The 23,025-nt window shown below is 73.4% G+C and carries 22 protein-coding genes and 1 tRNA gene; 12 read left to right on the top strand and 11 right to left on the bottom strand.

The window, feature by feature from the left end:
* Positions 1 to 12: 12 nt before the first annotated feature.
* The gene (locus ACIBCA_RS10695; RefSeq protein WP_396282523.1) at positions 13 to 1,326 is read right to left on the bottom strand and encodes an MFS transporter; all 1,314 of its coding nucleotides are present in this window, start codon (positions 1,324 to 1,326) and stop codon (positions 13 to 15) included.
* Positions 1,327 to 1,530: 204 nt separating this feature from the next.
* Here ACIBCA_RS10695 and ACIBCA_RS10690 point away from each other — a divergent pair, with 204 nt between their 5' ends.
* The 7 genes from ACIBCA_RS10690 (at position 1,531) to ACIBCA_RS10660 (ending at position 7,917) form a co-directional block, all read left to right on the top strand.
* Complete coding sequence (locus ACIBCA_RS10690; protein ID WP_396282522.1) at positions 1,531 to 2,328, top strand: hypothetical protein; 798 nt, start codon at positions 1,531 to 1,533, stop codon at positions 2,326 to 2,328.
* A 236-nt stretch (positions 2,329 to 2,564) separates the two neighbouring features.
* Entirely contained in the window at positions 2,565 to 2,987 is a 423-nt protein-coding gene (locus ACIBCA_RS10685) for a hypothetical protein (protein WP_396282521.1), read from the top strand.
* Entirely contained in the window at positions 2,974 to 3,786 is an 813-nt protein-coding gene (locus ACIBCA_RS10680; RefSeq protein WP_396282520.1) for a class F sortase, read from the top strand. The genes ACIBCA_RS10685 and ACIBCA_RS10680 overlap by 14 nt, the downstream gene beginning before the upstream one ends.
* Before the next feature lie 102 nt (positions 3,787 to 3,888).
* Entirely contained in the window at positions 3,889 to 4,677 is a 789-nt protein-coding gene (locus ACIBCA_RS10675) for a hypothetical protein (protein ID WP_396282519.1), read from the top strand.
* A complete protein-coding gene (locus ACIBCA_RS10670) occupies positions 4,674 to 5,447 on the top strand; it encodes a response regulator (protein WP_396282518.1) in 774 nt (257 codons plus the stop codon). Before ACIBCA_RS10675 ends, ACIBCA_RS10670 begins: the two co-directional genes overlap by 4 nt.
* A complete protein-coding gene (locus ACIBCA_RS10665) occupies positions 5,444 to 6,661 on the top strand; it encodes a sensor histidine kinase (RefSeq protein ID WP_396282517.1) in 1,218 nt (405 codons plus the stop codon). Before ACIBCA_RS10670 ends, ACIBCA_RS10665 begins: the two co-directional genes overlap by 4 nt.
* Before the next feature lie 392 nt (positions 6,662 to 7,053).
* Complete coding sequence (locus tag ACIBCA_RS10660) at positions 7,054 to 7,917, top strand: nuclease-related domain-containing protein (RefSeq protein ID WP_396282516.1); 864 nt, start codon at positions 7,054 to 7,056, stop codon at positions 7,915 to 7,917.
* A gap of 301 nt (positions 7,918 to 8,218) precedes the next feature.
* Here the strand turns inward: ACIBCA_RS10660 and ACIBCA_RS10655 are convergent.
* Positions 8,219 to 8,292: transfer RNA gene (locus ACIBCA_RS10655), tRNA-Thr, on the bottom strand.
* A 268-nt stretch (positions 8,293 to 8,560) separates the two neighbouring features.
* Between ACIBCA_RS10655 and ACIBCA_RS10650 the strand changes: the two genes are divergently transcribed.
* From ACIBCA_RS10650 to ACIBCA_RS10640, 3 genes are all read left to right on the top strand, one after another.
* Entirely contained in the window at positions 8,561 to 9,652 is a 1,092-nt protein-coding gene (locus ACIBCA_RS10650; RefSeq protein ID WP_396282515.1) for an ABC transporter ATP-binding protein, read from the top strand.
* Between the two features lie 169 nt (positions 9,653 to 9,821).
* A complete protein-coding gene (locus ACIBCA_RS10645; protein WP_396282514.1) occupies positions 9,822 to 10,280 on the top strand; it encodes a hypothetical protein in 459 nt (152 codons plus the stop codon).
* Between the two features lie 78 nt (positions 10,281 to 10,358).
* Complete coding sequence (locus ACIBCA_RS10640) at positions 10,359 to 11,183, top strand: NDP-sugar synthase (protein ID WP_396282513.1); 825 nt, start codon at positions 10,359 to 10,361, stop codon at positions 11,181 to 11,183.
* A 77-nt stretch (positions 11,184 to 11,260) separates the two neighbouring features.
* Here the strand turns inward: ACIBCA_RS10640 and ACIBCA_RS10635 are convergent, their stop codons facing one another.
* From ACIBCA_RS10635 to ACIBCA_RS10605, 7 genes are all read right to left on the bottom strand, one after another.
* A complete protein-coding gene (locus ACIBCA_RS10635; protein ID WP_396282512.1) occupies positions 11,261 to 12,907 on the bottom strand; it encodes a DoxX family membrane protein in 1,647 nt (548 codons plus the stop codon).
* Between the two features lie 168 nt (positions 12,908 to 13,075).
* Positions 13,076 to 14,068: a 23S rRNA (guanosine(2251)-2'-O)-methyltransferase RlmB gene (gene rlmB / locus ACIBCA_RS10630; RefSeq protein ID WP_396282511.1), complete on the bottom strand. Its 993-nt coding sequence runs from the start codon at positions 14,066 to 14,068 to the stop codon at positions 13,076 to 13,078.
* Positions 14,069 to 14,205: 137 nt separating this feature from the next.
* Entirely contained in the window at positions 14,206 to 15,600 is a 1,395-nt protein-coding gene (cysS, locus tag ACIBCA_RS10625) for a cysteine--tRNA ligase (RefSeq protein WP_396282510.1), read from the bottom strand.
* Positions 15,601 to 15,693: 93 nt separating this feature from the next.
* Entirely contained in the window at positions 15,694 to 16,092 is a 399-nt protein-coding gene (locus ACIBCA_RS10620) for a PPOX class F420-dependent oxidoreductase (protein WP_396282509.1), read from the bottom strand.
* 188 nt (positions 16,093 to 16,280) lie between these two features.
* Positions 16,281 to 16,781, bottom strand: coding sequence for a 2-C-methyl-D-erythritol 2,4-cyclodiphosphate synthase (gene ispF, locus ACIBCA_RS10615; protein ID WP_396282508.1), 501 nt, complete (start codon positions 16,779 to 16,781; stop codon positions 16,281 to 16,283).
* Entirely contained in the window at positions 16,771 to 17,526 is a 756-nt protein-coding gene (gene ispD, locus ACIBCA_RS10610) for a 2-C-methyl-D-erythritol 4-phosphate cytidylyltransferase (RefSeq protein WP_396282924.1), read from the bottom strand. Before ispD ends, ispF begins: the two co-directional genes overlap by 11 nt.
* 304 nt (positions 17,527 to 17,830) lie before the next feature.
* Entirely contained in the window at positions 17,831 to 18,313 is a 483-nt protein-coding gene (locus ACIBCA_RS10605; RefSeq protein ID WP_014136563.1) for a CarD family transcriptional regulator, read from the bottom strand.
* A gap of 451 nt (positions 18,314 to 18,764) precedes the next feature.
* Here ACIBCA_RS10605 and ACIBCA_RS10600 point away from each other — a divergent pair, with 451 nt between their 5' ends.
* The gene (locus ACIBCA_RS10600) at positions 18,765 to 19,469 is read left to right on the top strand and encodes a DUF461 domain-containing protein (RefSeq protein WP_396282507.1); all 705 of its coding nucleotides are present in this window, start codon (positions 18,765 to 18,767) and stop codon (positions 19,467 to 19,469) included.
* A 188-nt stretch (positions 19,470 to 19,657) separates the two neighbouring features.
* On the opposite strand, the gene ACIBCA_RS10595 is transcribed toward ACIBCA_RS10600, so the two are convergent.
* Together ACIBCA_RS10595 and ACIBCA_RS10590 are read right to left on the bottom strand one after the other, a co-directional pair.
* On the bottom strand, positions 19,658 to 20,353 hold the full coding sequence (locus ACIBCA_RS10595) for a response regulator transcription factor (RefSeq protein ID WP_031069385.1): 696 nt from the start codon (positions 20,351 to 20,353) through the stop codon (positions 19,658 to 19,660).
* Between the two features lie 2 nt (positions 20,354 to 20,355).
* Complete coding sequence (locus tag ACIBCA_RS10590) at positions 20,356 to 21,780, bottom strand: sensor histidine kinase (protein ID WP_396282506.1); 1,425 nt, start codon at positions 21,778 to 21,780, stop codon at positions 20,356 to 20,358.
* 307 nt (positions 21,781 to 22,087) lie between these two features.
* Here ACIBCA_RS10590 and phoU point away from each other — a divergent pair, with 307 nt between their 5' ends.
* Positions 22,088 to 22,777: a phosphate signaling complex protein PhoU gene (gene phoU / locus ACIBCA_RS10585; protein WP_396282505.1), complete on the top strand. Its 690-nt coding sequence runs from the start codon at positions 22,088 to 22,090 to the stop codon at positions 22,775 to 22,777.
* The last annotated feature ends 248 nt before the right edge of the window (positions 22,778 to 23,025 follow it).

Here is a 23,025-nt window from a genome sequence, read left to right as displayed (position 1 = left end):
GATCTTGTCGGATCAGCGCGCCCGGTCCGGGTGGTCCTGCGGGGACGGGGCCTTGGCGTCGTCGGGCTCGTCCCAGGTGCGGTCCCGGACGGCGGGCAGGGCCAACACCACGGCCGTCGCGGCGACTTGCCACAGGGCACCCGCCGCGAGGACCCGGGCGGCGCCCAGGTGGTCCGCCACCGGGCCGGCCACCGCGAGACCCAGCGGGCCGAGGGCGAAGGCGCCGAGCGAGCCGTAGGCCGTCATCCGACCGAGCAGTTCCCGCGGGACCCACTCCTGGGTCGTCGTGCTGAACAGCGCCCCGCAGACCGCCGAGCCGACCCCCGCCACCAGCGCGCCGGCCGCCACCCACGGCAGCGCCAGCCCCGCCCCGAAGGCCGCCGAGGGCAGCGCCCAGCCGAGCGCGGCCAGGGTCGCCACCGCGAGGGGACGGCCGGGGCGGCGGCCCAGCATCAGCAGGCCGCCCAGCACCGCGCCCGCGCCGTACACGCCCATCACCAGGCCCCAGGCGCGGGCGCCGCCCAGCTCCCGCTGCGAGGTGAGCGGGCCGAGGACGAGGAACGGCGCCCAGACCAGCAGGTTGAACAGGCCCATCTGCGCGGTGGTGATCCAGAACCAGGGGCGGGCGGTGAACTCCGCCCAGCCCTCGCGCAGTTCGCGGATCATGGACGGGCCGGGCCCGGCGCCCGGGGCCTTCCGTTCGGGCAGGCGCAGGCGGGCCAGGGCGAGGGCCCCGACGCCGTACGTCAGCGCGTCGACCAGCAGCACCGCGGCCGGGCCGCTGGCCGCCGTGACCACGCCGGCCAGCGCCGGGCCGGCCACCGTGGAGACCGAACGGGCCAGCCCCAGCAGGGTGTTGGCGTCCCCGAGCAGTTCCTTGCGGCGCACCAGATCCGGGACGATCGCGCCGAACGCGGGCATGAACAGCGCCTCGCCCACGCCCCAGACCGCCACCAGCACCACCATCGCCCACACCGGTGCGCGCCCGGCGGCCAGCAGGGCCGCGAACACCGCCTGCACCAGTCCGCGCGACGCCTCCGAGCCCAGCATCACCCGCCGCCCGCCCAGCCGGTCGGCGATCACCCCGCCGGCCAGCAGCATCAGCACCACGGGGAGGATGCGCGCCGCCATCACCCACCCGAGGGCGGTGCCGCCTCCGCCGCCGTCGAGCACCGCGAAGGCCACGGCCACCGGGGCCATCGAGGAACCGAGGAGGGAGGTCGTGTATCCGACGAAGAACAACCTGAAGTCGCGCTCGCGCAGCACGGCGAGCCGGTCTCCCAGCCGCCGGGGGCGGGCCGGGATCCGTTCTGTTTCCACTGCCATGGGCAGCCAGTCTGCGGTCGGGAGGGAGCGGGGTTCAAGGGGTTCCGGGAGAAAAGTTGAGCGTTTCGGCATCAATTTTGGAGAGGAGGGGAGTTGCCGCAGTAAATTGACTCATCTGTGGTGCTTCACCTGCGGTTTACTGCGATTCACGGATAGGCTGTGAGTGCTCGGGAAAAGCGATTTACTGCGGAAAGGTGATGCATCGTGGGGGAAGTCGAGCCGGTCGAGTACGGCGTCGCGGTCGAGCGCTACCTCGCCGGATCCGGGCTGTCCGAGGGCTCCCGGCGGATCTACCGGATCGCCCTGGACACCTGGGCCTGGGCGCTCGCCGACCGCCCCGCGCCCACCGGGCCCGAACGGCGGCGCGCCCGGCCGCCCGTCCTGCCGCTCGCGCTGCTCGACCACCCGGACGCCGCCGGTCGGCTGCGCGCCGCGTTCGACCGCCGCGCCGCCGACACCGACCCGCGGACCCTCAACCGCGAACTCTCCACCCTCCGGGCGGCGTCGGCCTGGTGGCGCGCCCGCGGCTGGATCGCCGGCGACCCGGCCGCCGGCCTGCGGCCCACGGCCCAACCCGCGCCCGCCGCAGAGCCGTTGGACCCCGACCGGCTGCGCGCCCTCTTCGCCCTCCGCGCCCCGCTGCGCGAACAGGCCCTGTGGCACCTGCTGCACGAGTCGGGCGCCGCCATCGAGACCGTCCTCGCCCTCGACACCGACGGCCTCGACCCGACCCTGCGCCACACCCGGCCGCACCCCCAACGCCCCACGCTCCGCTGGCAGTCGGGCACGGCGCGGCTACTGCTCATGCTCACGGCCGGCCGCCCCACCGGCCCGCTCTTCCTCACCGACCGCCGCGCCCCGGCCGGCACCCCCGCCGCCGACCGCTGCCCGCACACCGGCCGCGCCCGCCTCTCGTACCGGCGCGCCGCCGAACTCTTCACCGACCGCACCCGCCCGCTCGGCGAGGGCTGGACCCTCCGTCAACTGCGGCAGGGAGGGTGACGGGAGGTCGACGGGGAGGGGGACGGGGAGTGTGACGGGAGGTCGACGGGAGGTCCGTTACACAGTCGACGGGTGGCCGTGACACGACCGGCCGGTGGCCGCGACACGGCGCTCCTACCGTCGCTGTCGACGCCGCAGGGCCGTCGCCGGGACCTACGGGCCGGTACGGCCGCAGCGCGTCCGCGATCGCGTAGGACACCACCCGTTGACGCAGCACCCACGAGGAGAACCACCGTATGAGCACGAGCAGGAGCCGTACCGACCGCTCCCCCGCCCGCCGCGTCCTGGCGGTCTGCGCCCTGACCGGGGCCGCGCTGCTGACCACTCTCACCGGCGGACAGGCATGGGCCGACGGCACCCCGGCGCCCACCGCCACCGCCCCCGGTGGCGGCGCCGCCGTGGCCTCGCCGTCGGCCGGTCCGGCCGCTCCGGCCGCCCCCACGGCCACCCCGTCGGCCGGCGTCCTTCCCAAGCTGGAGAGGACCGGCACCCCCACCGCCCGGCCGGTGCCCAAGGGCGCCGCGGCGGCCGGTGACGGCTCCACCGCCTCCGAGGGCGGCTCCGGCCTGATGCTGGCGGGCGGTGGCGCCGTCGCCGCCATCGGCGCCGGCGCGCTGGGCTTCGCCGTCCTGCGCCGCCGCTCCGGTGCGCGCGGCTGACACCGGTCCCGAGCCCGCCGGGCACCCCGGCGCCCTTCCCCCGTACCCGGCCGGCGGGGGAAGCGGCGCCGGGGCCCCGCCGGCGGCCGGGACCAGGACGGCTCGGAGAACCACGAAGCGCGGCAGGCGCCGCGCCGCCCGGCGCGGGCCGAGCGCCCTGCGCCGTACGGCCTTCGGCGCGGCGGGGCTGCTCTGCCTGGTGCTCGGCACCTCGATGGCGCTGAGCGGCCGGGAGGCTCCGGTGGTGCGCATCGAGACCTCCGGGCACAGCGCGGTGAACGCGATCACCGCCCCGGCGCCCGGCTCCCCGACCGCCCCGGGCACCACGGCCACCACGGCGCCGAAGTCCCTCGCCCCCTCGCCGCCGACCCGGCTGCTGATCCCCGCCGCCGGGGTGGACGCGCCGGTGGCGGGCCTCGGCCTGAACCCGGACGGGACGGTCGAGGTGCCCCCGTCCGACCGGGGCGACGAGGTCGGCTGGTACCGCGACGGCGCCGCCCCCGGCAGCAACGGCCCGGCCGTCCTGATCGGCCACTACGACACCGTGCACGGCCCGGCGGTCTTCCGGAACGTGCCGAAGCTGAAGCCCGGCGACCTGGTCCGGATCCGGCGCGCGGACGGCACCACCGTGGACTTCACGGTCCGTACGCTGCTCCAGGTCGCCAAGGACCGGTTCCCCACCGAACAGGTCTACGGTGACACCCCGACCCCCACGCTCCGGCTGATCACCTGCGGCGGGAAGATCGGCAAGGACGGCCACTGGACGGACAACATCATCGTGACGGCGGACCCGGCCTGACGCCGCGCCCCCGGAACCGCCGACGGCCGTCCGCACGACCTACCCACCGACGAACCAGCGCGAACCAGCACGAACCAGCAGGCCAGGAGGGCTGACCCGACCGTGCCAGCAGCACCCCGACCCCGTCGCCGCCGGCCGGGCGCCGTACCGGTGGCCGTCCTGGCGGCGCTGGCCGGGCTCCTCGCCCTCGCCGCCCTCGCCCTCACCCGGGAGTCCCCCGGCGACCTGCGCGACGCCGGGCCGATCGCCGCCGCCAGCCCGCCGCCCGTCGCCAAGGCGCTCTGGCCCGACCAGACCACCGCCTCGCCGTCGGCCGCGCCCGAACGCGCCGCCCAGCCCGCCCCCCAGCCCGTGCCCGGCCTGACCGTCCCCGGGCACGACCTCACCACCGTCGACGTGCGCGACCTCCTCGGGAAGGACCCGGCCGTCTCCCCGGAGGAGCGGCGCGCGCTCGGCACCTGCCCGGGCTGCGGGGTCCGCACCCCGGAGTTCCGCGACCTCACCGGGGACGGCCACCCGGAGCTGATCACCACCGCCACCACCCCCGGCGCGGTCGTGCTGCACGTCTACGCCCTCGACGGCGAGCGCGTCGTGCCGATCCTGCGGGTGGAGGTCACCAGCGTCTTCAGCGCCGACACCGTCGGCTCCGACCTGTGGCTCCACGAGTCGACCACCCTCTCCTCCCAGACCAGCAGCCGCTATCAGTGGAACGGCACCGTCCTGGCCCTCATGGAGCAGCGGGTGACCGCGATCGGCCCCGTCCCGCTCGCCGGCCCGACCGCCGCGGCCCCGGAGCCGCGGCCGGCCCGACCCTCCGTCGCCACCGCCACCCCCGTGCCCGCCCCGTCCGGCGCGGGCGTCCGCATCCCGACCCCGGAAGCCCGACGATGACCACCACCCCCACCCCGCACATCCTCCTGGTCGAGGACGACGAGGTCATCCGCGAGGCGACCCGCATGGCCCTGGAGCGCTACGGCTTCCCGGTCACCACGGCGGCGGACGGACTGGAGGGCCTGGAGGCCTTCCACGCCGTCAACCCCGACCTGCTGCTGCTGGACGTCATGCTGCCGCTGCTCGACGGGGTCGGCCTCTGCCGCCGCATCCGCGAGGAGAGCCAGCTGCCGATCCTGATGATGTCGGCGCGCACCGACCCGGTGGACGTGGTCTCCGGGCTGGAGGCCGGGGCGGACGACTACGTCGTCAAGCCCTTCGAGAGCGCCGTGCTCGTCGCCCGCATCCGTACGGTGCTGCGCCGCGTCCGGGTCGTTCCCGCCCCGCCCGCGTCCGCCGCCGTGGAGGCCGCCGAAGCCGTGGTGACCGCCCCCGCCTTCGCGCCCGCGACCGTCGCACCCGCCACCCTCGCGCCCGCCACCGTCCGCAGCTTCGACGGACTGGAGGTGGACACCGACAGCATGGAGGTGCGGGTGCACGGCCGCCTCGTCCCGCTCACCCCCACCGAGCTGCGCCTGCTGCTCGAACTCACCGCCTCCCCCGGCATCGTGCTGGAGCGCACCACCCTGCTCGAACGCGTCTGGGACTACGAGTGGGGCGCCGACACCCGCGTCGTGGACGTCCACGTGCAGCGGCTGCGCGCCAAGATCGGCTCCGACCGGATCGAGACCGTCCGCGGGTTCGGCTACAAGCTGCGGCGCCCGGCATGACCCTGCGCCGCCAGATCGCCACCGCCGTCGCCGCCATCTCCGTACTGGTCGCGGTGGCCGTGGGCCTGCTGGTCCACCGGGCGATGATCCGTCAGCACGTCGACCAGGCCCGGACCGCCTCCCTCACCGCCCTCGACTCCGCCTCCGCCGCCTACAGCCGCGGCGAGGAGCCCGCCAGGACGGGCGGCGCCGTCAACGACCCCGCCCTGCCCGGACGGCTGCGCACCCTCGCCGCCTCCGGCCACCGGGGCAGCCTGCTGGCCGCGGACGGGCCGGGCGAGGCGATGTGGGCGGCCGGCCCCGTCCGCGACGGGGTGCTCTCCGTCCGGGTCGACTTCACCCAGGACCGCCGCGCCATCGCCGACCTGGACCGGATCATCCTGATCACCGTGGTCGCCGCGGTCTTCACCACCGTGCTCGCCGGCGTCCTCGTCGCCGACCGGATCAGCCGCCGGCTGCGCACCGCCGCCACCGCCGCCCGGGGCATCGCCGCCGGGGGGACGGACACCGGGATCGGCGAACTCGTCGACGGCAAGGACGAGGTGGCCGACCTCGCCGCCGCCGTCGACCTGATGTCCCGCACCCTGCACCGGCGCCTCGCCGACGAGCAGCGCTTCACCGCCGACGTCGCCCACGAGCTGCGCACCCCGCTCACCGGGCTGGTCACCGCCGCCGAACTCCTGCCGCCCGGGCGCCCCACCGAGCTCGTCCGCAACCGGGTCCAGGCCCTGCGCGGCCTGGTCGAGGACCTGCTGGAGGTCTCCCGCCTGGACGCCGACGTCGAGTCCCCCGACCTCTCCACCGTCCCCCTGGAACGCGCCGTGCGCCGCACCGTCGCCCTCACCGGACTGGACGTCACCGTCGAGGTGGCCGACGACCGGGAGGTCCGCACCGACCTGCGCCGCCTCGACCGCATCCTCGGCAACCTGCTCCTCAACGCCCACCGCCACGGCGCCGCCCCCGTGCTGCTCCGCGTCGACGGCCACCGCATCACCGTCCGCGACCACGGCCCCGGCTACCCCGAGGACCTCCTCGACCACGGCCCCCAGCGCTTCCGCACCAACGCCCCCGAACGCGGCCGCGGCCACGGCCTCGGCCTCACCATCGCCACCGGCCACACCCGCGTCATCGGCGCCACCCTCACCTTCGCCAACCACCCCGCCGGCGGCGCCCTCGCCACCCTCACCCTCCCCGCTCGCACCCCGGACACGTAGGAAGGGCCGACCCGATGACGACCGGGCCGACCCTTCCGATTCCGCAGAGCCCCCTGTCGGGTTCGAACCGACGACCCCCGCCTTACAAGGACAGGCGTTCGACACCCCGCGCGACCTGCGGCTGGGCCACCCTGCCGATTCCCCGGCCACCGCACCGTCTGCGCCCGCGATTCACCGCCACGTACCGCCCGTTCTGACACGCCTGCGGCACGCGTGGCACGCCCTTGGCGCCGCCGGCACACTCCCTCGCTCCTGCTCCCCTGCCATCCCGCCCTGCTCACGCTCGCCGGGTCGGCGCATCGTGGCGCCTCTGGCCCGCACGCTCCAATGCGCCCTTGGCAGTTGACCGTCACCGTGTTGTGGTGGTGCGTCGATTGGTAGCTCTCTCGGGGGTGAGGATAGACGAGTTCACTGTCGGGCGTTGGCGTCGGCACGGACACGACCGGCTGTACGTGAACCAGCGCGGCATTGAGAAGGCTCTCGGTTGGTACGACGTCAAGACCGGCGAGACCACGGTGAGGGATGAGAGCCAACGGGCGCTCGTCGAGAGCGTGTTGGCCGCTCACCTGAAAGCGGCACCTGACAGCGTGGAACTCGACTCAGGGCGACCTGTCGCACCGCCCTTACCGCCTCCTTCGCCACCCGGTTCCGACCTGGCGCAGAACGCTCCCGGCGACTCCATCCGTCGGAAGATCAGGGAGCTCGAGCCGAGTTGGATCAAACGACGCCTTGCCTACTGGCTCGGCAAGGAGCAGACGCAAGCGCACACATGGGCGGTCGGCCTGCGAGGTGAGCGGGTGGTCGGTCGTCGGCTGGACCGTCTCCGCCGTGACGGGTGGAAGGTGCTTCACTCGGTGCAGTTCTCCAGCGGAACCGACATCGACCATCTGGTCATCGGGCCACCAGGCGTCTTCACGGTCAACACGAAGCACCACCGGGGCGCCGTCGTGTGGCAGGGGGATCAGGCGATCACCGTGAACCGCGTGCCTACGCGCTATGCGCCCGTGAGCCAGAGCGAAGCCACCAAGGTCTCACGAGTGCTGTCAGCACGCTCCGGATTCCCGGTGCCGGTTCAGCCGGTGGTCGCCGTGGTGGGGGCGACCTCAATCACCATCGGATCGGCCCTGTCTCCGATTCTGTTGCTGGACGGCGCACGCGTGGATCAGCATCTGTCCGGGCGGTTGCCTCAGCTTCGGAGCGATCAGGTGGACCAGATCTTCGCCGTGGCCCGGGACAGCCGAACCTGGCACGGCTGAGCGTTCACGTGGTGGCCCGGATGAGAGTCGGCACCCGGGAGCTCATGACCAGGATGGATCACAGCACCACCCGGGCCGCGCCGATCTACCAGCACATGACCGGCGACCGGGACCGTGCCATCGCCGACAAGTTGGGCGAGGCCGCCCGCAAGGCTCTCGGTGAGGACGACGATCCGCCCGACGCTTCCGGCACGCCCGTGGCACGGCCCGAGCAGCACCGCAGCAACGACGAAGGGCCAGCTCCTCCGGATCACTCCGGTGAGCTGGCCCTTCGGGCGCCGGTCGCATCGCTTCCTACGCGAGCCCCCTGTCGGGTTCGAACCGACGACCCCCGCTTTACAAGAGCGGTGCTCTGGCCAGCTGAGCTAAGGAGGCACGGTGGCCGTCCGCGAACGGATCACGGCGGCACCGGGGGTGAGTCTACCGGGCCCGGGTGGCGGGTTGGGGGGATATCCGGGGGGCGGGGGTGTGATGGAACCGTTGTGGCCAGGGGGCTGACAGGGGGCGGGGGTGCGGGTAGCGTCGCCGGGAGTCGGGTCGGCAAGTGGTTCAGACCAGTTGCGGGGTCGGCACAAGTGAACAGGGATGAACCCCTTTACTCGGATCGTCCGGCACGTTCCTGCCGGTGAAGGAGAGAACCACCATGGCTTCTGTCACGTACGACAAGGCGACCCGCGTCTACCCCGGGGCCGACAAGCCCTCGGTCGACCAGCTGGAGCTGGAGATCGCCGACGGCGAGTTCCTCGTCCTGGTCGGCCCGTCCGGCTGCGGCAAGTCGACCAGCCTGCGCATGCTGGCCGGTCTCGAGGACGTCAACTCGGGCGCGATCCGCATCGGCGACCGCGACGTCACGCACCTGCCGCCGAAGGACCGGGACATCGCGATGGTGTTCCAGAACTACGCGCTGTACCCGCACATGACCGTCGCCGAGAACATGGGCTTCGCGCTCAAGATCGCCGGCGTGAACAAGGCCGAGATCCGCACCAAGGTCGAAGAGGCCGCGAAGATCCTCGACCTCACCGAGTACCTGGACCGCAAGCCGAAGGCGCTCTCCGGCGGTCAGCGCCAGCGCGTGGCGATGGGCCGCGCGATCGTGCGCCAGCCGCAGGTCTTCCTGATGGACGAGCCGCTGTCGAACCTGGACGCCAAGCTCCGCGTCTCGACCCGTACGCAGATCGCGGGCCTGCAGCGCCGCCTGGGCATCACCACGGTGTACGTCACCCACGACCAGACCGAGGCGCTCACCATGGGCGACCGCGTCGCGGTGCTCAAGGACGGTCTGCTGCAGCAGGTCGACACCCCGCGCACCATGTACGACAAGCCCGCCAACCTGTTCGTGGCCGGCTTCATCGGCTCCCCGGCGATGAACCTGGTCGAGGTTCCGCTGGTGGACGGCGGGGTGAAGTTCGGCGGCTCGGTGGTCAACATCTCCCGCGAGGACCTGAACGGCGCCGGCACGGACAAGACGGTGACCGTCGGCATCCGCCCCGAGCACTTCCAGATCGTCCCGGCGGGCGGCATCGAGGGCGTCGCGGTGACGGTGAACGTGGTCGAGGAGCTCGGCTCGGACGGCTTCGTCTACGGCACCACGCAGATCGGCGGCGTGGACAAGGACATCGTCGTGCGCGTGCCCGGCCGCCAGATCCCGGCCCGCGGCGAGACGGTCCACGTCGTGCCGACCTCCGAGGAGACCCACGTCTTCGCGACCGGCAGCGGCGAGCGCCTCAGCCGCTGACGGCGCGCCCGGCAAGCAGCCACGCGGAGCCCGTCCGACCGTTCCCGGTCGGACGGGCTCCGTCCGTACACCCCCACGTCAACGCGGTGTGGGGATAAACCCGGACACGCGTCACTCGATGGTGTGACGGAGGGCGATCTCGGGGCTACCCACCGCTACTCTCCTGAGGGTGAAGCAGCTAGTGCGCCGTATCGGCCAGACCGTCGCCCTGACCCTGCCGGTCGTCCTGGTGACCACCGGCACCCTCGCCGTGACCCGGGTCCCGTGGGCCCCGCCGACCGGCCTCGACCAGCAGGTCGTGGCGGCGTCCAGCGGGGACGGCGCCGGGATCGGGCGTTCCTCCACCGCCGCCTCGACCAGTACGACCAAGTCGCAGGACGGCCTCGCCCCGCAGGAGTCGCTGCGGGTGGCGCTGCTCGACGAGCTGCGCGCCAAGAACCCCTCCGCCGCGCTGGACCTGCTGGAGCGCTCGATGCGCGAGCAGCCGGCCCTGACGCCGTACTGCACCTCGCTGGCCACGGAGCTGGGCAAGGCGGCGGTGCGCAAGTACCAGGGTGACGTCCAGCGGGCCCGCTCCTTCGCGCGCCCGGTCTGCGACGGGGCGTTCGCGGCCGGCGTCGTCGGCTGAGGCCACACGCCCGACAACTCGGGCCCGCCGACGCGCGGTTGAGCCCTCTGCGGCGGCGGGCGCGCCTATTGTTCAGGCATGAGCCCTGACTCCGGCCCCGCCGCCGTCCATGAGCCCCGCGAGCCCCGCGAGCACCACGAGCCCCGGCCGACCGCGACACCGGTCACCGCCCCGACCGCCACCCCGGTCACCCAGGCGGTGATCCTGGCCGGCGGCCAGGGCTCCCGGCTGCGGCCGTACACCGACGACCGCCCCAAGCCGCTCGTCGAGATCCCGGGGACGGGCAAGCCGATCCTCGGCCACCAGCTGGCCTGGCTGGCCGAGGAGGGCGTCACCGACGTGGTGGTGTCCTGCGGCCACCTCGCCGAGGTGCTGGAGGAGTGGCTCGACAAGGCGGACCTGCCGCTGCGGGTGCGCACGGTGGTCGAGGCCGAGCCGCTCGGCCGCGGCGGCGGGCTCAAGTACGCGGCGAAGGCGCTGCCTCGCCCGGACGAGCCCTGGTACGCCACCAACGGCGACATCTGGACCAGGTTCAGCCTCCGCGACATGGCCTCCTTCCACCACGAGCGCGGCGCCGTCGCCACGCTCGCCCTGGCCCGGCCGAGGATCCCCTGGGGCGCCGTGGAGACCGACCAGTTCGGCAACGTACTGGACTTCATCGAGGCGCCGCCCTCCCCGTTCCTGATCAACGCGGGCCTGTACGTGTTCAGCCCGGAGTTCGCCGAGCTGCTGCCGGACGTGGGCGACCACGAGCGCACCACCTTCCCCCAGCTCGCGCGCGGCAAGCGCCTGGCCGGCTACCAGCTGCCGCAGGGCGTCTACTGGCGCGCCATCGACACCGCCAAGGACCTCACGGAGGCCGCCAAGGAGCTCGCCTCGGGCGCGGGCCGCGCCCCCGCCTAGGCACCCGACCACAGACACGACGATCGGCCGGGTGCTCCCCCACGGAGCACCCGGCCGATCGTCGTCCAGGAGGAGGCTCAGGTCGCGGTGGCCTCCGGACGGGAGGAGCGGGCGCCGCCGGACAGCTCGGCCAGCGGGCCGCTGCCGAGCACCCCGCCGAGCAGGCCCGGGCCATTGGACGGGCTCTGCCTGGGCGCCGTCCCCGAGCCGCCGCCGGGGGCCGGGGTGCCCCGCTGCGCGGGGGCGGAGCCGGGGGCGACGGCGGCCGGGCTCTGGCCCGCTCCGGCGCCCTCCCCGGGCTTGCCGGAGTGCTTGCCGCCGGGCGTGGCGGTCGCCTTGCCCGAGGGGGCGCTGGGCGAGGGCGCCGGGGTGGTCGGGCGCGGGGCGGCGGGCGAGGGCGAGGTGGACGGGCCCTGGCCGCCGGGCGCGCCGGACGGGGTGCCGTTCGGCCAGACCGGGTTGCCGTAGTCGCCGGCCGGACGGGGCGGCGCCTGGTGCGAACTGGCACCGGTGCGGACGGCGGCGCCGAGCATCGAGCCGAGCAGCAGGGTCAGGCCGACGACGACGGTGGTGACCACCGCGCCCCGGCGCAGCACCCGCCGCCGCAGCGCCCCGGGCGCTCCGGAGCCGATGCGCCGCCACGCCTCCAGGTTGAGCCGCCCGTCCAGCGAGGCGAACGGCGCTCCGGCGATCAGCAGCGGGCTCCAGGCCGCCAGGAAGATCAGGTCGGGGGTGTCGTAGACCGGCACGGCCCGCCAGCTGACGGTGAACAGCAGGGCGGCGGAGAGCAGCATCGCCGCGCCGGCCGCGAGCCGCTGCCACAGGCCCAGGAGGGTCAGCACGCCGACGACGATCTGGGTGAAGGAGACGACCAGGCCCGCGCCCACCGGGTGCGCCATGGCGAAGGCCAGCAGCGGTTCGGCGACCTTCCACGGGTGCAGCGAGGAGAGCCAGCGCATCATCGAGCCGCGCTCGCCGCCGTCGAAGTACACCGGGTCGCAGAGCTTGCTGAACCCGGCGTAGACGGAGAGCGAGCCGAGGACGGCGCGCAGCGGCAGCAGCACCAGGCCGAGGTCGACGCGGCGGCCGGGGTACCAGGGCTGCTTGCCGTCGGCTTCGGCGGCGGAGACCTCGGGCAGATCGCCGCTGGGCGTCCAGCCGTGGGGCTCGCCGATCGGGCCGACGCCCGCGTCGGTGGCGGTGCCGGAGCCCTCGCGGGGCTGGCGGGGGACGGTCCGGGCGCCGGCGAGGGAGGGGATCACCTCGGTGTCCGCCTCGGAGCCGGCTCCCGTACCCCGTTCGCCGAAGTACTGAACGGCCTCCAGCAGCCGGGTGGCCGCGACGTCCCCGGGGGCCGCCTGGCCGGTCCAGGTGACGGCGGTGACCCGGCCCTTGCGGCGCGGCGCGCCACCGGCCGTGATCCCGGCCCCGGCGAGCGCGGGGACGGCGGAGGCGGGCACGACGACCTGCGGGGTGACCAGCGGACGGCGGATCAGCCCCTGGCTCGCGTACGGGTCGCCGAAGGCGGCGCCGGTGGACAGCAGTCCCGCCGGTGCCTCGATCAGCGGAGCCACGGGGGCGCCGAGCCGGAGCTTGAAGCTCGCCTGGGTGCTGCTGATGCGCCCGGGGTCGGAGTCCACCTTGACGGTGTTGAGGCCGGGGCCCGCGTCTATCCCGGTGCTGCCGCCGCCGAACAGGGGGCGCCGAGGTGTTCTGGTGTCCACGCCCGTCTAACCGGGTGACGGCCGCTTAGGACACTCTCCCGGGTGGATGTGCGGCGCACACTTGAAGTGATCATGAAAAAAACGATCGGGCCCTGTCGGACCCGATCGTTTTCCATGCGGACTGCGGGCAATTCGGAAGATCGCCTGCGCCGCCTACGGCACCTGTGCTCAGCGCTTGGCGCGCAGTCGCGCGGCCTCGTACAGCACGATGCCGGCCGCGACACCGGCGTTCAGCGACTCGGTCAGCCCGGACATCGGAATCCGCACCCGCATGTCGCAGGTCTCCGAGACCAGCCGGGACAGGCCCTTGCCCTCGCTGCCCGCGACGATCACCACGGGGCCGGTCAGCAGGTCCAGGTCGCTCAGCTCGGCCTCGCCGTCCGCCGCCAGGCCGACGACCATCAGACCGGCCTTCTGGTACGCCTCCAGCGTGCGGGTCATGTTGGTGGCCCGGGCGACGGGCAGCCGGGCGGCGGCGCCGGAGGAGGTCTTCCAGGCACCGGCGGTCATGCCGGCCGCGCGGCGCTCGGGGATGACCACGCCGTGCGCGCCGAAGGCGGCGGCCGAGCGGACCACGGCGCCCAGGTTGCGCGAGTCGGTGACGCCGTCCAGCGCGACGATCAGCGCGTCCTGGCCGGCGTCGGAGGCCGCCTCCAGGAGCTCGTCCGGGTGCGCGTACTCGTACGGCGGCACCTGGAGGACCATGCCCTGGTGGTTCATCCCGCCGGTCATCTGGTCCAGCTGGGGGCGCGGGGCCTCCATCAGCGGGATGCCGCGGTCGTTGGCGGCCTGGAAGGCGTCGCGCACGCGGTCGTCGGTGTCGATGAACTGCTGGACGTACAGCGCGGTGGCCGGGACACCGCCCTGCAGGGCCTCGACCACGGAGTTGCGGCCGAAGACCAGCTCGGCGCTGCCCGCGCCGCCGCGGCCACCGCGGCCGCCCGCCCCGGAGCGGCGCATGCCGGCGCGGGCCTTGGCGTCGCGCTCACGCTTGATCGCGGCGTTGGCGGCGCGCTGCTTGGGGTGGCCCTTGCGCTCCGAGCCGTGCGGCGTCGGGCCCTTGCCCTCCAGCGCCCTCCGGCTGTGCCCGCCGGTACCGACAGACGCACCCTTCTTGGATCCGGGGTTGCGGCGGTTCCTGCGCTGGCTGTTGCCGGCCATGGCTGTACTTCCTGTCTGTCCGGCATGCCCGGCCTCCCCCGCTCGCTGCGGCGGACGCCTGCGACATGCGCTACGTCATGAGGGAGGGCCGCACCGGTGCGGTACGGCCCACCCATCACCCCGATCGTCAGATGGGGTTACTGGCTGTTGATCGTCCAGCGCGGGCCGGACGGGGTGTCCTCGATCACCAGCCCGGCCAGGCCGAGCTGGTCGCGGATGGCGTCCGCGGTGGCGAAGTCCTTGCGCTGGCGCGCCGCCTGCCGCTGGTCCAGGACCAGACGGACCAGCGAGTCGACCACGCCGTGGAGGTCCTCGCCGCGCTCCGCACCGGCCCAGTGCGGGTCGAGCGGGTCGAGACCCAGTACACCGAGCATCGCACGGACCTCGGCCAGTCGCGCCACCACGCTCTCCTTGTCGTCCGCGTTCAGGGCGCTGTTGCCCTGGCGGACGGCGGTGTGCACGACGGCCAGCGCCTGCGGCACGCCCAGGTCGTCGTCCATCGCCTCGGCGAAGGCCGGCGGCACCTCGGGCGCCGCGTCGACCTTGCCGCAGCGCTCGACGGCCCGCTGGACGAAGCCCTCGATCCGGCCGAAGCCGGCCTCGGCCTCGCGCAGGGCCTCCTCGCTGTACTCGATCATCGAGCGGTAGTGCGCGGCGCCCAGGTAGTAGCGGAGCACGATCGGCCGCCAGACGCGGACCATCTCCGAGACCAGCACCGAGTTGCCGAGCGACTTGCTCATCTTCTCGCCGGCCATGGTGACCCAGGCGTTGTGCACCCAGAAGTTGGCGAAGTCGTCCCCGTACGCCTTGGACTGGGCGATCTCGTTCTCGTGGTGCGGGAAGATCAGGTCCAGCCCGCCGCCGTGGACGTCGAAGGCCGGGCCCAGGTACTTGTGGGCCATCGCCGAGCACTCCAGGTGCCAGCCGGGCCGGCCGCGGCCCCACGGGGTCTCCCAGCTGGGCTCGCCCGGCTTGGCGGCCTTCCACATCGCGAAGTCGCGGGGGTCGCGCTTGCCGGTCTCGCCCTCGCCCGCGGGCTGGAGCAGGTTCTCGAGCTTCTGGTTGGAGAGCGCGAGGTAGTCCGGGTAGGACTTCACGTCGAAGTAGACGTTGCCCTCGGCCTCGTACGCGTGGCCCTTGGCGATGAGCGCCTGCATCATCTCGACCATCTCGGGGATGTGCCCCGTGGCCCTGGGCTCGACGGTGGGCGGCAGGCAACCGAGCGCGGTGTAGCCGTCGTTGAACGCGCGCTCGTTCTCGTAGGCGATCTGCCACCACGGCACGCCCTGCTCGCGCTCCTTGGCGATCACCTTGTCGTCGATGTCGGTGACGTTGCGGGCGAAGGTCACCTGGTAGCCGCGGTAGGCGAACCACCGCTGCATGATGTCGAAGTTGAGGCCGGACCGGATGTGCCCGATGTGAGGCGCCGACTGGACGGTAGCGCCGCACAGGTAGATCGAGACACAACCCGGTACAAGCGGGACGAAGTCGCGTACCTGTCGGGTGCTGGTGTCGTACAGACGAATGCTCACAGCGTCAAGCGTAGTGGGCGGCGGGGGGTGCCCCGCGACATTCCCGGGGAATGGCGGGCCCCGCCCACCCCGGGAACGGCGCGCGCCCGGCGGTCAGATGCCGCCGACCACCCTGCGCGGGGTGAGGCGCACGACCACCCGCACGGCCTCGGGGGTGTCCCAGGTGTAGGAGTCCACGCCCCGGTACTTGGCGGCCAGCTCGTCGATCAGCTCCCGCCCGCCCTCGGTGGTCATCGTCACCGGACCGCGCACCTCCAGGTACTCGTACGGGCTCTCCGGCGGGTTGACGAGCAGCGAGACGCGCGGGTCCCGGACCAGGTTGAGGTGCTTGCGGCGGCCCTCCACGGTGGAGAACAGGATGTCCTCGCCGTCCCTCCTGACCCAGACCACCGAGGACTGCGGACTGCCGTCCGGCTGGATCGTGGAGACCACGGCGAAGCACTTGCCGTCGATCAACGTCTTGGCCCGGTCGGAGAGTTGGACGTCGCTCATCAAAGAAACCCTTCACGTCGGCGGCGGTGTCCGGGCCCACGGGCGGAGACCGGCGAGGGGCCCGCGTCGCACACTACCGACGCGGGCCCCTCGATCGCCGTCGACTTCCCGACTTTTCCAGCGACTTCACCGACGTCCTCACCGGCGCCTTCACCGGCGTCTTCACCGGCGTCTTCACCGGTGAGAGCTCAACGCCGTTCGTACACCAGGGCGGTGGCGATCGCGGCCAGCCCCTCGGCGCGGCCGGTCAGCCCCAGCCCGTCCGTGGTGGTGCCGGAGACGGACACCGGGGCTCCGACGGCCTCCGACAGCGCGGCCTGCGCCTCGGTGCGGCGCTTGCCGACCTTCGGCCGTACGCCGATCACCTGCACGGAGACGTTGCCGATCTCGAAACCCGCCTCACGGACCAGCCGGGCGGCCTCGGCGAGCAGCTTCACCCCGGAGGCGCCGGCCCACTCGGGCCGGTCGGTGCCGAAGTGGGCGCCCAGATCGCCGATCCCGGCGGCCGAGAACAGCGCGTCGCAGGCGGCGTGCGCGGCCACGTCGGCGTCCGAATGCCCGGAGAGACCGAACTCGGCGTCCGGCCACTCCAGTCCGGCGACCCAGAGCGGGCGGCCGGCCTCGAAGGCGTGCACGTCGGTGCCGATCCCCACGCGGGGGAGGACGGGGATCCGGGCGTCAGTAGGCATCGGCGGCCCTCCGGCGGGCGAGTACGGCCTCGGCGAGCACGAGGTCCAGGGGACGGGTGACCTTGAACGCCTCCTCGTGGCCGGGCACCACGACGACCTGGCCGCCGTAGCGCTCCACCAGGCCCGCGTCGTCGGTGACGGGCGGCGCGTCGGCGGCGCCGGACGCCTCCTCGGCCAGCGCCTTGGCGTGCACCCCGACGAGGACGGTCCGGTCGAAGCCCTGCGGGGTCTGCACCGCGCGCAGGGTGGACCGGTCGGGCGTGTCGACCACCGGCTCGGGACGGCCCGGGTTCGGCTCGACGCGCTTCACGGTGTCGGCCAGCGGCACCGCCGGCACCACCGCGACGGCCCCGGCCCGGACGGCGGCCGCGACGGCGTCCACCACCTCGACCGGCACCAGCGGGCGGGCCGCGTCGTGCACCAGGACGATCGGGACGTCCTCCGGGATCGCCGCCAGGCCCAGCCGGACGGACTCCTGGCGGGTCGAGCCGCCGGCCACCACCCGGACGTCCTTGCCGTCCAGCCCGTGGCTGTCCAGCAGGGCGACCACCTCGGCCACCCCGTCCGCGGGCGCGGCGACCACGACCAGGCCCACGGCCCGGCTGCGCGCGAGCGCCCGTACGGCGTGGACCAGGAGCGGCACGCCGCCCAGTTCCCGCAGGGCCTTCGGGGCCCCGGGGCCCAGTCGCTCACCGCGTCCGGCGGCGGGCACCACTGCTGCTGCGACTGCTGCTGAGGCGTTCAGGTTTCACTCCTTCGGCGAAGTGGGTATGGCCTTGGCGTGCCCGACGGGCTCCGGGCCCCTTCCGAAGAACCACGGTCCAACCGCCCGCGGCACAACTCGGCACGACCTGGCACTACCCGGCACAACCCGCAGAAACGGTCATGCAAGGCAGCACCGGCCCGGGCCGGAGGCGTCGTCCGGACACGCCTCAGCGCCCGGAGTGCCACGGCACCACTCCCGGGCTCCTCGTCCGAGCAGTGGCGCGCCGGCACCGGGCGCTGTGAGCGTTGGGCTGCTGCCCGACTGCACTACGGCTACGCGCGCACTACGAGGCCAGCACCTCGTCGAGCAGCGTCTCCGCCTTGTCCTCGTTGGTGTTCTCCGCCAGCGCGAGCTCGCTGACGAGGATCTGGCGCGCCTTCGCGAGCATCCGCTTCTCGCCGGCCGAGAGGCCGCGCTCGCGCTCGCGACGCCAGAGGTCGCGCACGACCTCGGCAACCTTGATGACATCGCCCGAAGCGAGCTTCTCCAGGTTCGCCTTGTAGCGACGGGACCAGTTGGTGGGCTCTTCGGTGTACGGTGCGCGCAGCACCTCGAAGACCCGGTCCAGACCCTCCTGGCCGACCACGTCGCGAACGCCGACGAACTCCGCGTTCTCGGCGGGCACGCGGAGCGTCAGGTCTCCCTGCTGCACCTTGAGCACCAGGTAGGTCTTGTCCACACCCTTGATCTGGCGAGTTTCGATGGCCTCGATCAGCGCGGCCCCGTGATGGGGGTAGACCACCGTGTCGCCAACCTTGAACGTCATGTGACAGGACCCCTTCCGTGGCTTTCCAGAATAACACGCTTCGCGCCCCACCCGAAGGGCGTTTTCGCAGGTCAGGACCGGTCTCGGGGCTTGACAAGCGGCCCCCCGGCGTGCTGCGACCGATGTTCGAGAACGGCTTCCCGCAGGTCGGAGGCGGTACAGACCTCTGGCGAAACCCTTGCGCAACACCCCCGACGCCATGATTGGATCTTGAGTTTTCGTCGCGTTCCGGGTCGCACCCGCATCGTTATTCGATCTTGGTCGAAGTGTGTCCCTTCCGTGATGCCCCGCTGATCGCCCCGCCACGGCCCGAACGCCCCCGGATGCGTCCGGACGGCCCCCAGGAGGACCCGGAAGTGCGACACGGGGACCTCCCCGTGAAGGCCGCATAAGTGAGGTCGATAATCTGAGACCTGACCTACCGACAAGTGACCAAGGAGAAGCCGCCGCCGTGAGCCGCAGCCTTCGACGCGGCAGCATCGCCGTCGTCGCCGCCATCGCCATCGCCTCGCTCTCGTCCTGCGCCGCCGGCAACGCGCCGGACACCCTGCAGATCAAGCCGGACAACGCGGCCGCGACGATCGGCACGAACCTCCGCCTGAACAACATCGTGGTCGTGACCCCCGGCAAGGCCGCCGGCGACTACACCGGCCCCGCCAGCGTGGTCGTCAACATCGCGAACACCGGCACCACCGCGGCGGAGCTCAAGACCGTCGTGCTCGGCGGCGGCAACGCCACCTTCACCGACGCCTCGGGCGCCTCCGTGCCCTCCATCGTCATCCCGGCCGGCGGCTCGGTGGCCATCGGCGGCAAGGGCAACCCGTCCGCCACGGTCTCCTCGGCCAACGTCAAGGTCGGCGGCTTCGCCAAGACCGCCTTCGGCATCCAGGAGGGCAAGGAGGGCCAGGTCCGGACCGTCACCGCCGAGGCCGGCGTGACCCCGGACTCGGACCTCAGGAACAAGGACATCTACTCGGGCTACGGCCCGAGCCCGAGCGCCTCCCCGGCCCCGGTGCCCACCAAGGGCGCCTCCCCGGCCGCAGGCGCCTCGGGCACCCCGGCCACCCCGGCCACGGGCGCCACCACGGGCACGCCGGCCGCCGGCGCCACCACCGCGGCCACCCCCGCGGCGGGCACCACCCCGACCGCCCACTGACGTAGGCGGGACGACGCGCGAGGGCCCCTCCGGCAGCTGCCGGAGGGGCCCTCGCGTTCACCCGTACGGACGAACCCGCCGCTGTGTTCGCCCGCTCTTCGTACGGAGCTCTACGGCTCCGTACAGCTCTTCACCGCTCTTCACCGCTCTTCACCGCTCTATGCGGCTCTTCGCGGCTTCGCGGCTCTTTACGGCTCGAACTTGTAGCCGAGGCCGCGGACGGTCACCAGGTAGCGCGGCGCGCCCGGGTCGGGCTCGATCTTGGCCCGCAGACGCTTCACGTGGACGTCCAGGGTCTTGGTGTCGCCGACGTAGTCCGCGCCCCAGACCCGGTCGATCAGCTGCATGCGGGTGAGCACGCGGCCCGCGTTGCGCAGCAGCATCTCCAGCAGGTCGAACTCCTTGAGCGGCAGGTCGACCTTGGCGCCGTCCACGGTCACCACGTGCCGGTCGACGTCCATGCGGACCGGGCCCGCCTCCAGGGCGCCCGGGCCGCCGCCGTTGTCGCCCGCGCCGCCGTCCTCGCCGCGGCGGCGCAGCACCGCGCGGATGCGGGCGACGAGCTCACGGGTGGAGTAGGGCTTGGTGACGTAGTCGTCGGCACCTATCTCCAGCCCGACGACCTTGTCGATCTCGCTGTCCTTGGCGGTCACCATGATCACGGGGACGTTGGAGCGCACCCGGAGCTGGCGGCAGACCTCGGTGCCCGGCAGGCCCGGCAGCATCAGGTCGAGCAGGACGAGGTCGGCGCCGTTGCGTTCGAACTGCTCCAGGGCGTCGGGGCCGGTGGCGGCCACGGCCACCTCGAAGCCCTCCTTGCGGAGCATGTACGAGAGGGCGTCGCTGAACGACTCCTCGTCCTCGACCACCAGTACTCGGGTCACGATCAAGCCTCCGGGGCAAGCTGGGGGGTTGTGTCTGACAGGGGTTGTTCCCGCTCCCCGGCGGGGAGCGAACGGGCCGTACCGTCGGGACGGCCCGTGGTGAGGGTTCGGGGCGCCGGGGCGGCCTCGGGGGCCGAACCGGCGGAGCTCCCTGACGTAGGCGTACCCGCTCCGGGGTCGGACCCGTCCTCGTCCGTGTCCTCGTCCTGGGTGGGCGCCTGGCTGGCGGGCAGCCGGATGGTGAAGGTCGAGCCTTGGCCCTCGACGCTCCAGACCGAGACCGTGCCGCCGTGGGAGGCGGCGACGTGCTTGACGATGGACAGGCCCAGGCCCGTGCCGCCGGTCTGGCGGGAGCGGGCCGGGTCGACCCGGTAGAAGCGCTCGAAGACCCGCTCGCGGTCCTTCTCCGAGATGCCGATGCCCTGGTCGGTGACCGAGATCTCGATCAGCTCGCCGTCCGCCTCGCCGAGCGCGGCGGCGCTGGAGATGCGGCGGGTGGCGATGGCCACCCGGGTGCGCGGCGGGCTGTAGTTGACCGCGTTCTCGACCAGGTTGCCCAGGGCCGCGGCGAGCTGGCCGCGGTTGCCGTGCAGGTAGAGGCCCGCGATGCCGCCGGCCGCGATGAGGATCTGCTTGGCGGCGGCCTGCTGGCGGCAGCGGTCGATCGCCTCGGCGATCAGCTCGTCCACCGCGACCGGCTCCGGGTCGACCATCAGGCGGTCGTCCTGGACCCGGGAGAGGTCGATGATCTCCTGGACCAGGCTGGCCAGGCGGGTCGCCTCGATCTGCATCCGGCCGGCGAAGCGCTGCACGGCCTCCGGGTCGTCCGCCGCGTCGGCGACGGCCTCGGAGAGCAGCGACAGGGCGCCGACCGGGGTCTTGAGCTCGTGGCTGACGTTGGCGACGAAGTCCCGGCGGACGGCCTCCACCCGGCGGCGCTCGGTCTGGTCCTCGACCAGCACCAGCACCAGGCGGGAGCCCAGCGGGGCGACCCGGACGGAGACGGCGAGCGGCTCGGCCGCGCGGGCCGCACCGGGGCGCGGCACCTCCAGCTCGACCTGGCGGATCTCGCCGTCCCGGCGGGTGGCGCGGGCCAGCGCGAGCATCTGGTCCACGGCGACCGCACCGCCGCGGACCAGGCCCATCGCGTACGCCGCGGAGCTGGCCTTCACCACCTCGTCGCCCTCGCCCAGCACGATCGCGCAGGAGCGCAGCACGGAGAGCACGGTGTCGACCCCGGGGGGAAGCGGTGCTTCGGGGTGGCCGGCGCCCAGGGGCTGGTGCCGACCGTGATGCCTGCCGCCGGTGCCGTTGTACCTGCCCCGGGCCTGCTCGCGTTCGCTCCAGCGGAAGGCGATGGAGGCGGTGAGGCCGACGCCGAGCCCGGCTATGGCGCAGGCAGCGGCGGCGGCCACGTTCACGTCCATGTGGCCAGCGTAAGCGCACGGCGCGGCCGCTCCCCAAGGGCTGGATCAAGGCATCGGCCGCGCGTTGCCGAGAATTCACCTTCACGTAGCTGCCGATTCACTGAACTGGCCGTGCCAGGTCGCCGGGACGGCTGAGAGTTGGCCGTGCAGCCCGTGTGGGTCGAAACGGTGCGCCGAACCACGGGCACCGTCTCGGGGGTGCGCGTACCATGCGCGCACACCAGCAGCGGCCACCCGAACGATATGACGACGATCGGACGGGCTGACCGGTCGGCACCGCCACCGACACAGCCACTGAGGAGAGATCATGCGCGACGCGTACCACGAGGAACTCGATGCGATCGGCGACAGCCTGGTCGAGATGGCCCGGCTCGTCGGCTCGGCCCTCGGCAGGGCCACCACCGCGCTCCTCGACGCGGACCTGGCGCTGGCGGAGAGCGTGATCGCCGCCGACGAGAAGGTCAACGAGCTGCACCACGACCTCGAGAACCGGGCCATCGACCTGCTGGCCCGCCAGCAGCCGGTCGCCACCGACCTGCGGATCGTCGTCACCTCGCTGCGGATGAGCGCCGACCTCGAGCGATGCGGCGACCTCGCCCGGCACGTCGCCAAGATCGCCCGGATGCGCTACCCGGACACGGCGGTCCCCGGCGACCTGCACTCGACCGTCCTGGAGATGGGCCAGCTCGCCCAGCGCCTCGTCGCCAAGGCCGGCCTGGTCATCGCGACCAAGGACGTCGACAAGGCCCTGGAGATGGAGCAGGACGACGACGCCATCGACTCGCTGCACCGGGAGCTGCTCTCCCACCTGATCGACGAGCGGTGGCACCACGGCATCGAGACCGCCGTGGACATCACCCTGGTCGGCCGCTACTACGAGCGCTTCGCGGACCACGCGGTCTCCGTGGCCAAGCGGGTCGTCTACCTGGTGACCGGCGAGCACGTGGCCGAGTTCGTGGCCGGGGTCGAGGCCGACGCGGCGGCGCCCTCGGAGTGAGCCGGGCGGAGTGAGCCGGGCGGGGCGGTGGGCCTCACCTCGGCGGGTGGGTAAACCTGGGCCGGGGGGTGGTGCGGAGGCACGGCGCCTCACGGGTCCGCTACTGCACGCCCGTTGACGCCCCCTCCGATCGGCGGTTTCACTCGGACAGCAGGCACCGAAGTGTGCCCGTCACGAGGAGGGAACAGCTCGATGAAGGCCCACCCCACCCGTCCTGCACCCGCCAACGACCCCGTCGAGCCGCTCCC

Source organism: Kitasatospora sp. NPDC051170 (assembly GCF_044455705.1).
In the GTDB taxonomy this organism is placed as follows: Bacteria; Actinomycetota; Actinomycetes; order Streptomycetales; family Streptomycetaceae; genus Kitasatospora.
Note: the sequence above shows the minus strand (reverse complement) of the source record. Positions and strands in the feature narration are given on the sequence as shown.

What these genes read in the sequence shown, in the direction of transcription:
- ACIBCA_RS10650 (WP_396282515.1), top strand. Translation starts at nt 8,561, where the DNA reads ATGGCTTCTGTCACGTACGACAAGGCGACCCGCGTCTACCCCGGGGCC.
- rlmB (WP_396282511.1), bottom strand. Translation starts at nt 14,068, where the DNA reads ATGGCCGGCAACAGCCAGCGCAGGAACCGCCGCAACCCCGGATCCAAG.
- ACIBCA_RS10685 (WP_396282521.1), top strand. Translation starts at nt 2,565, where the DNA reads ATGAGCACGAGCAGGAGCCGTACCGACCGCTCCCCCGCCCGCCGCGTC.
- ACIBCA_RS10665 (WP_396282517.1), top strand. Translation starts at nt 5,444, where the DNA reads ATGACCCTGCGCCGCCAGATCGCCACCGCCGTCGCCGCCATCTCCGTA.
- ACIBCA_RS10670 (WP_396282518.1), top strand. Translation starts at nt 4,674, where the DNA reads ATGACCACCACCCCCACCCCGCACATCCTCCTGGTCGAGGACGACGAG.
- phoU (WP_396282505.1), top strand. Translation starts at nt 22,088, where the DNA reads ATGCGCGACGCGTACCACGAGGAACTCGATGCGATCGGCGACAGCCTG.
- ACIBCA_RS10620 (WP_396282509.1), bottom strand. Translation starts at nt 16,092, where the DNA reads ATGAGCGACGTCCAACTCTCCGACCGGGCCAAGACGTTGATCGACGGC.
- ACIBCA_RS10590 (WP_396282506.1), bottom strand. Translation starts at nt 21,780, where the DNA reads ATGGACGTGAACGTGGCCGCCGCCGCTGCCTGCGCCATAGCCGGGCTC.
- ACIBCA_RS10640 (WP_396282513.1), top strand. Translation starts at nt 10,359, where the DNA reads ATGAGCCCTGACTCCGGCCCCGCCGCCGTCCATGAGCCCCGCGAGCCC.
- ACIBCA_RS10605 (WP_014136563.1), bottom strand. Translation starts at nt 18,313, where the DNA reads ATGACGTTCAAGGTTGGCGACACGGTGGTCTACCCCCATCACGGGGCC.
- ispF (WP_396282508.1), bottom strand. Translation starts at nt 16,781, where the DNA reads ATGCCTACTGACGCCCGGATCCCCGTCCTCCCCCGCGTGGGGATCGGC.
- ACIBCA_RS10695 (WP_396282523.1), bottom strand. Translation starts at nt 1,326, where the DNA reads ATGGCAGTGGAAACAGAACGGATCCCGGCCCGCCCCCGGCGGCTGGGA.